General features: G+C 69.7%; 9 protein-coding genes. 8 read left to right on the top strand and 1 reads right to left on the bottom strand.

Annotation, left to right across the window (positions count from 1 at the left end):
- Together A612_RS03955 and A612_RS03950 are read left to right on the top strand one after the other, a co-directional pair.
- Positions 1-420: M48 family metallopeptidase (locus A612_RS03955; RefSeq protein WP_019373257.1), on the top strand; the 420-nt coding region annotated here is incomplete at its 5' end.
- Positions 421-448: 28 nt separating this feature from the next.
- Positions 449-904 carry a rhodanese-like domain-containing protein gene (locus A612_RS03950; protein WP_019373256.1) on the top strand — a complete coding sequence of 152 codons (456 nt, stop codon included), beginning with the start codon at positions 449-451 and terminating at the stop codon, positions 902-904.
- 34 nt (positions 905-938) lie between these two features.
- On the opposite strand, the gene lysM is transcribed toward A612_RS03950, so the two are convergent.
- Positions 939-1,457, bottom strand: coding sequence for a peptidoglycan-binding protein LysM (gene lysM, locus A612_RS03945; RefSeq protein ID WP_019373255.1), 519 nt, complete (start codon positions 1,455-1,457; stop codon positions 939-941).
- Positions 1,458-1,641: 184 nt separating this feature from the next.
- On the opposite strand from lysM, the gene A612_RS03940 reads away from it, so the two are divergent.
- From A612_RS03940 to A612_RS03915, 6 genes are all read left to right on the top strand, one after another.
- Positions 1,642-2,418 (top strand): type III pantothenate kinase, encoded by a 777-nt coding sequence (locus A612_RS03940; protein WP_019373254.1) that lies wholly within the window; start codon positions 1,642-1,644, stop codon positions 2,416-2,418.
- Positions 2,419-2,517: 99 nt separating this feature from the next.
- Entirely contained in the window at positions 2,518-3,576 is a 1,059-nt protein-coding gene (rfbB, locus tag A612_RS03935) for a dTDP-glucose 4,6-dehydratase (protein ID WP_019373253.1), read from the top strand.
- 11 nt (positions 3,577-3,587) lie between these two features.
- Positions 3,588-4,478 (top strand): dTDP-4-dehydrorhamnose reductase, encoded by an 891-nt coding sequence (gene rfbD / locus A612_RS03930; RefSeq protein ID WP_040435964.1) that lies wholly within the window; start codon positions 3,588-3,590, stop codon positions 4,476-4,478.
- Between the two features lie 22 nt (positions 4,479-4,500).
- Positions 4,501-5,391: a glucose-1-phosphate thymidylyltransferase RfbA gene (rfbA, locus tag A612_RS03925; protein WP_019373251.1), complete on the top strand. Its 891-nt coding sequence runs from the start codon at positions 4,501-4,503 to the stop codon at positions 5,389-5,391.
- On the top strand, positions 5,391-5,936 hold the full coding sequence (rfbC, locus tag A612_RS03920; protein WP_019373250.1) for a dTDP-4-dehydrorhamnose 3,5-epimerase: 546 nt from the start codon (positions 5,391-5,393) through the stop codon (positions 5,934-5,936). The genes rfbA and rfbC overlap by 1 nt, the downstream gene beginning before the upstream one ends.
- A 97-nt stretch (positions 5,937-6,033) precedes the next feature.
- On the top strand, positions 6,034-6,746 hold a 713-nt coding region (locus A612_RS03915), incomplete at its 3' end, for a GspE/PulE family protein (protein ID WP_040435962.1).

The following is a 6,746-nucleotide window of genomic DNA, read 5'->3' as shown; positions in this document are numbered from 1 at the left end:
CTGGCCGCCGCCGAACCCGGCCAGTCCGCCCGGCAGCTCCACGTGCCGCTGGCCCGCCACGCCAGCCCCGCGCAGCTGCGCGACGCCGTGCAGGCCTGGCTGCTCGACGAGGCGCGTCGGCATTTCACGCAGCGGCTCGAGCATTTCGCGCCACTGCTGGGCGTGCGCTGGACGCGGCTGTCGCTGTCGAGTGCCCGCTCGCGCTGGGGCAGCGCGCGCAGCGACGGCTCCATCCGCCTGAACTGGCGGCTGATGCATTTCCGCCCGGCCATCATCGACTACGTGGTGGCGCACGAGCTGGCCCACCTGCGCGTCATGGACCACAGCCCGCGTTTCTGGAACACTGTTGCGAGCGTCGTGCCGGACTATGCAGCCTTGCGCGCCGGGCTGCGCGACGAACCGCCTCCCATGTGGGATTGACCCGCGCTTTTTTCGTACGCTGCCACCGATGACTGCCACCCCCGCCTCTGCCCCCGCCGCCCTTGCCGAACTGCCGGAGTGCGCCGTCCCTGCCGAAGGCTACGCGGGCGATGTCAGCCCGGAACTCGCCTGGCGCTGGGTGCAGGCCGGCGAAGCGGTGCTGGTGGACGTGCGCACCGACGCCGAGCGCGAGTGGGTCGGCTTCGTGCCGGGTGCGGCAGTGGCCGCCTGGAAGCAATGGCCGGGGATGGCGCCGAATGCGCAGTTCGATGCGCAGCTGCGCGCGGCCGTGCCGGAAGGCATGAAGGCGGTGCTGCTGTGCCGCAGCGGCGTGCGCTCGGTGGCGGCGGCGCGGCGCGCGCGCGAGCTGGGGCTGCAGGCCTACAACATCCTCGAGGGCTTCGAGGGCGCGCTCGACGCGCACGGCCAGCGCGGCCGGATCGGCGGCTGGCGCCTGCGCGGGCTGCCCTGGCGCCAGGGCTGAGGCCCGCCCTGGCCGCCGCGCGCCCAGGCCCGGCTTACTTGGCCAGCGGCGGGATGCGCAGCTTCTGGCCCGGGTAGATCTTGTCCGGGTGCGTGAGCATCGGCTTGTTGGCCTCGAAGATGACGGGGTACTTGTTCGCGTCGCCGTAGTATTTCTTGGCGATCGCGCTCAGCGTGTCGCCGCGCACCACGTCGTGGTACTGCGCCTCGGGCTCGGGGTTGGTGACCGCCATCTGGTTGTCCACGCTCGTCACGCTCGCCACGTTGCCGCAGCACAGCGTCACCTTCTCCTTGGTCGCCTGGTCCGGCGCCGTGCCCGTCACCGTGACCTTGCCTTCCGGCCCCTCGAACTTCACCTTGACGTCGGAGACCCCCAGCTTCTGGGAGGCAATGTAGTTCTCGATCGCCTGGGCGGCCCTGGCATTGAGCTCTTCCTGCGAGGGTGCTGCGGCTGTAGGCGCTGCGGCCGGCGCCTGCGCGGGCGCTGCGGCGTGTGCCTCCTTGCCGCCGAAGAGCTTTTCACCGGCTTCCTTGACGAAACTGAACAGGCCCATGGTTGACTCCTTGTGGTTGCAATGGCTAACTAAAGGTTGCAGGCTGCCACTGTAGCCCCGCACCCCGGCGCGGCCGTGTCGGATAACTGCTCGCCTGAACATCGTTGACAAAGGCCGAGCGCAGCGTCCGGCTGTCGCCCAGGCGGCCGGGGCGGCGCGCCAAAACCCCGGATAATTCCTCTTCATGACATTCCTGGCCATCGACGTGGGCAACACCCGCTTGAAATGGGCGTTGTTCGACGCCGCCAAGCCCGGCGCGGCCCTGCTGGCGCAGGGCGTCGAATTCCTGGAGCACATCGAGAACCTGGCGGAAGGGCCGTGGGCCGAGCTGCCGGCCCCGACCCACATGCTCGGCTGCGTGGTCGCGGGCGACGCCGTCAAGCGCCGCGTGGCCGAACAGGTCTCCGAGCTCTGGGATGTGCCCACCAGCTGGGTGGTGCCCAATGCCGAGGAGGCAGGCGTGGTCAACGGCTACGACCATCCGATGCGCCTGGGGGCCGACCGCTGGGTGGCGATGATCGGCGCGCGCCACCGCCTGTTGGCGCAGGGGCCGGCACGCCCCCTGGTGGTGGTCATGGTCGGCACGGCCGTGACCGTGGAGGCGCTCGATGCCTCGGGCCGTTTCCTCGGTGGCCTGATCCTGCCCGGCCACGGCATCATGCTGCGCGCGCTGGAGTCGGGCACGGCCGGATTGCACGTGCCCACGGGCGAGGTCCGCCCCTTCCCGACCAACACCAGCGACGCGCTGACCAGTGGCGGCACCTACGCCATCGCCGGTGCCGTGGAATACATGTACCAGCACCTGCGGGAGCACTGTGGCGAAGACCCGGCCTGCATGATGACCGGTGGGGCGGGCTGGAAAATGGCGCCCAGCATGACGCGCAGCTTCGAGCTGGTCGAGAACCTGATCTTCGACGGCCTGCTGGAGATCGCCTCGCGGCGTTTCGGCGCGCAGCCGTAGGCGGTGCCTCCCGCGCCGGCCGGCGCCTCGGGGATAATCCTGTGTTTCCCCCGGCACCGCCGGGCCCCTGCGCTGCAGGACAGCAAAGACGCTCCCCTCATGATTCTCGTCACTGGCGGCGCCGGCTTCATCGGCGCCAACTTCGTGCTCGACTGGTTGGCTGGCAGCGATGAGCCGGTCCTGAACCTGGACAAGCTCACTTACGCGGGCAACCTGTACAACCTGGCGGCCCTGCAGGACGATGCGCGCCACGTTTTCGTGCAGGGCGACATCGGCGACCGGGCGCTCCTCGACCGGCTGCTTGCCGAGCACCGCCCGCGCGCGGTGGTGAACTTCGCCGCCGAGTCGCACGTGGACCGCTCCATCCACGGCCCCGAGGATTTCATCCAGACCAACGTCGTCGGTACCTTCCGCCTGCTGGAGGCCGTGCGCCACCACTGGAGCGGCCTGCCCGAGGCGCAGCGGTCGGCATTTCGCTTCCTGCACGTCTCCACCGACGAGGTCTACGGCACGCTCGAGCCCGAGGCGCCCGCCTTCGCCGAGACGCACAACTACCAGCCCAACAGCCCGTACTCGGCCAGCAAGGCCGCCAGCGACCACCTGGTGCGCGCCTGGCACCACACCTACGGCCTGCCGGTGCTGACCACCAACTGCAGCAACAACTACGGCCCCTTCCACTTCCCGGAAAAGCTCATCCCGCTGGTCATCGTCAATGCCTTGGCGGGCAAGCCCCTGCCGATCTACGGCGACGGCATGCAGGTGCGCGACTGGCTGTATGTCAGGGACCACTGCAGCGCCATCCGCCGCGTGCTGGAGGCGGGCCTGCCGGGCGAGACCTACAACGTCGGTGGCTGGAACGAGAAACCGAATATCGAGATCGTGCACACCGTCTGCCGCCTGCTCGACGAGCTGCGCCCGCGCGCCGACGGCCAGAGCTACTCCGCGCAGATCACGCACGTCACCGACCGCCCGGGCCATGATCGGCGCTATGCCATCGACGCGCGCAAGATCGAGCGCGAGCTGGGCTGGCGCCCGGCCGAGACCTTCGAGACCGGCATCCGCAAGACCGTGCAGTGGTACCTGGAGCATCCCGAATGGGTCGCCCAGGTGCAGTCCGGCGCCTACCGCGAGTGGGTGCAAAAGCAGTACGCCGCCTGATGGACCAGGGCCTGCACATCCTCCTGCTGGGCAGCAGCGGCCAGGTCGGCTGGGAGCTGCAGCGCAGCCTGTCCGTGCTGGGGCGCGTCACCGCCCTCGCGCGCGAAAGCGCCTCGCATTGCGCCGACTTCAGCCAGCCCGAAGGCGTGCGCCAGACCGTGCGCGCGCTGCGCCCCGACGTGATCGTCAACGCCGCCGCGCATACGGCCGTCGATCGCGCCGAGGGCGAGCCGGAACTGGCCCGCCTGCTCAACGCCACCACGCCCGGGGTGCTGGCCGAGGAAGCGGCGCGCCTGGGCGCCTGGCTGGTGCACTACAGCACCGACTACGTCTTCGACGGCAGCGGCGAGCGCCCCTGGACCGAGGCCGACGCGCCCGCGCCCCTGTCCGTCTATGGCGCCACCAAGCTCGAGGGCGAGCGGCGCATCCAGGCCTCGGGCTGCCGCCACCTGATCCTGCGCACCAGCTGGGTCTACGCCGCGCGCGGCGGCAACTTCGCCAGGACCATGCTGCGCTTAGGGCAAGAGCGCGAGCGCCTGACGGTAATCGACGACCAGTGGGGCGCGCCCACCGGTGCCGAGCTGCTGGCCGACGTGACGGCCCACGCCCTGCGCCACCTGCAGGCGCGGCCCGAGGACGGCGGCCTCTACCACTGCACGGCCAGCGGCGCGACCACCTGGCACGCCTACGCGAGCTACGTCCTGGCCCAGGCCCGGCGCTGCGCTCCATCGCTCGCCCTCAAGGTCACCGAGATCGCGCCGGTTCCCACCACCAGCTTCCCCACGCCGGCGCGGCGGCCCCACAACTCGCGCCTGGATTGCAGCCGGCTGCAATCCACCTTCGGCCTTGCCCTGCCGCCGTGGCAGCAGGGCGTGGCGCGCATGCTCGCCGAAATCCTCTGAAACCCCTCCTGCCATGACGACGATGACGACGACACGACGCAAGGGCATCATCCTCGCCGGCGGCTCCGGCACGCGCCTGCACCCGGCAACGCTGGCCATCAGCAAGCAGCTGCTGCCGGTGTATGACAAGCCGATGATCTACTACCCCTTGAGCACCCTGATGCTCGCCGGCATCCGCGAGATCCTCGTCATCAGCACGCCGCAGGACACGCCGCGTTTCGAGCAGCTGCTGGGCGACGGCAGCCAGTGGGGCATCGAGCTGCGGTACGCCGTGCAGGAGAGTCCCGACGGCCTGGCCCAGGCCTTCCTGATCGGCGAGCAGTTCCTTTCGGGCAGCGCGAGCGCGCTGGTGCTGGGCGACAACATCTTCTACGGCCATGACCTGCAGGAGCTGCTGGCCAGCGCCGATGCGCGCGAGGATGCGGCCAGCGTCTTTGCCTACCACGTGCACGACCCCGAGCGCTACGGCGTGGCCGAGTTCGACGGGCGGGGCAGGGTGCTGTCGCTGGAGGAAAAGCCGGCGAACCCGAAGAGCAGCTACGCCGTCACCGGCCTGTATTTCTACGACGGCCAGGCGGCCGAGCTGGCCCGGCGCCTCACGCCCTCGGCCCGCGGCGAGCTGGAGATCACCGACCTGAACCGCCTGTACCTCGAGCAGGGCCGGCTGCACGTGGAGATCATGGGCCGCGGCTACGCCTGGCTCGACACCGGCACGCACGACAGCCTGCTGGAGGCGGGCCAGTTCATCGCCACGCTGGAGAGCCGCCAGGGCCTGAAGATCGCCTGTCCGGAGGAAGTCGCCTGGCGCAGCGGCTGGATCGACGACCGGCAGCTCGAGCGCCTCGCCCAGCCCCTGACCAAGAACGGCTACGGCCAGTACCTCAAGCGGCTGCTCACGGAAAAGGTGTACTGATGAAAGCCACCCGCCTGGCGATCCCCGACGTCGTGTTGATCGAGCCGCGCGTCTTTGGCGACGCGCGCGGCTTCTTCTTCGAGAGCTTCAACCAGAAGGCCTTCGACGAGGCGACCGGCACCAGCTACCAGTTTGTCCAGGACAACCACAGCCGCTCGGGCCGGGGCGTGCTGCGTGGCCTGCACTACCAGATCCGCCAACCCCAGGGCAAACTGGTACGCGTGGTGCGGGGGGCCGTGTGGGACGTGGCGGTGGACATCCGCAAGAGCTCGCCCACTTTCGGGCAATGGGTGGGCGCCGAGCTGTCGGAGGACAACCAGCACCAACTCTGGGTGCCGCCGGGCTTCGCGCATGGCTTCGTGGTGCTCAGCGAGACGGCGGATTTCCTCTACAAGACCACCGACTACTACGCGCCGGAGCACGAGCGCTGCATTGCGTGGAACGATGCGCAGCTGGCCATCCAGTGGCCGTACCAGGGCGAGCCGGTGCTGTCGGGCAAGGATGCGCAGGGCGTGGCGCTCAGAGACGCGGAGGTGTTCGACTGAGCGCCGCCCGTGAAAGCGGGAGGCGACTACACTTGTCGGTTTCCTGCGGGGTCGGTTGCCAATTTCCCGAAGACCGGCGGACTTCTATTCCCTTGCCATGAGCCCTTCCTCTACCTTGGATCATCCTGACCCTGAGCTGGCAGGAGTTGCGGCTCCGCGCCTGGGCGAGCTGCTCGTGCAGGAAGGCAAGGTCAGCGCGCGCGACATCGAACGCGCGCTGCTGGCGCAGCAGGAGATGGGCGGGCTGCTGGGCCGCGTGCTGGTGCGCCTCGGGCTGGTGTCGGAGCTGGACGTGGCCCACACCCTGTCGCGCCAGCTGGGCCTGCCTTTCGTCGCGGCCGAGGCCTTCCCCGAGATCATGCCCGAGGTCGAGGGCCTGTTGCCCGAGTTCCTCCAGACCCACGGCGTGTTCCCGCTGGCCGCGCCCGAGGGCGAGCTGCACGTGGCCATGGCCACGCCGCAGGATCCTTTCATCCTGAAGGCGCTGCGCCTGGCGACCGGCCGCACGGTCGTGCCGCACCTCGCCCTGGAGAGCGCCATCGAGCGCGCCCTGGCCGAGCCGGTGGAAGAAGAAGCGCAAGGCGAGGGCGACGGCCTGCTCGGCGACGGGCTGGATGGTGGGGATTTCGTCGAACACCTGAAAGACCTGGCCAGTGAGGCGCCGGTCATCCGCCTGGTCAACACCATCATCGGCCGCGTGATTGATCTGCGCGCTTCCGACATCCACCTGGAGCCCTTCGACGACGGCCTGCACGTGCGCTACCGCGTGGACGGCGTGATCCACCCCGGCGAGACCATCCCGCCGCGGCT

Source organism: Melaminivora alkalimesophila, from assembly GCF_000282995.1.
In the GTDB taxonomy this organism is placed as follows: Bacteria; Pseudomonadota; Gammaproteobacteria; order Burkholderiales; family Burkholderiaceae_C; genus Melaminivora; species Melaminivora alkalimesophila.
This window is presented reverse-complemented; position numbering and strand designations above follow the sequence as displayed.

What these genes read in the sequence shown, in the direction of transcription:
- A612_RS03950 (WP_019373256.1), top strand. Translation starts at nt 449, where the DNA reads ATGACTGCCACCCCCGCCTCTGCCCCCGCCGCCCTTGCCGAACTGCCG.
- lysM (WP_019373255.1), bottom strand. Translation starts at nt 1,457, where the DNA reads ATGGGCCTGTTCAGTTTCGTCAAGGAAGCCGGTGAAAAGCTCTTCGGC.
- A612_RS03940 (WP_019373254.1), top strand. Translation starts at nt 1,642, where the DNA reads ATGACATTCCTGGCCATCGACGTGGGCAACACCCGCTTGAAATGGGCG.
- rfbB (WP_019373253.1), top strand. Translation starts at nt 2,518, where the DNA reads ATGATTCTCGTCACTGGCGGCGCCGGCTTCATCGGCGCCAACTTCGTG.
- rfbA (WP_019373251.1), top strand. Translation starts at nt 4,501, where the DNA reads ATGACGACGACACGACGCAAGGGCATCATCCTCGCCGGCGGCTCCGGC.
- rfbC (WP_019373250.1), top strand. Translation starts at nt 5,391, where the DNA reads ATGAAAGCCACCCGCCTGGCGATCCCCGACGTCGTGTTGATCGAGCCG.